The sequence below is a fragment of the Pedococcus sp. P1_H8 genome, assembly GCF_056405175.1.
On record NZ_JBFUCP010000175.1, the window covers coordinates 1 to 488 of the forward strand.

Genomic DNA, 488 nt, shown 5'->3' on the forward strand with positions numbered 1-488 from the left:
CCTTCGGTCCGTTCACCTGGATCGCGATGGCGTCGAAGAGCATCGCCGGGGTCAGCTGAGCGATGACGTCGGGTGCGCTGGTCTCGGTCGGCGTGCCGAAAGATCCCTCACGCAGCTCGGTCATGCCGGAGAGGTACCAGCTGCGCCAGGTGCCGTTCTCCGCCCCGTAGCCGAGCTGCTCGTAGGTGTCGGCGAGGAGTTCCCTCGCCTGCGGGTGGTCCGGTTGCGCGAAGACCACGTGGTTGACCACCTGCGCGACCCAGCGGTAGTCGCCGGCGTCGAACGACTCCCGAGCCTTCGCGACGACCGCGTCGGCGCCCCCCATGAAGTCGACGTAGCGCTTCGACTGTTCGACGGGTGTGTGCTCCCACAGGCTCGCCGGGTTGCCGTCGAACCAGCCSAKGTAGCGCTGGTAGACGGCCTTGACGTTGTGGCTGAYSGASCCGTAGTAGCCGCGGGTGCTCCAGGCGTTCTCGATCGACGGGGGC

At 67.7% G+C, this 488-nt stretch carries 1 protein-coding gene; it reads right to left on the reverse strand.

Features of this window, described 5'->3' with window-relative positions:
- The coding region (locus AC1DYG_RS19460; RefSeq protein WP_477641500.1) for an alkyl sulfatase dimerization domain-containing protein at window positions 1–488 on the reverse strand (488 nt) is incomplete at both ends.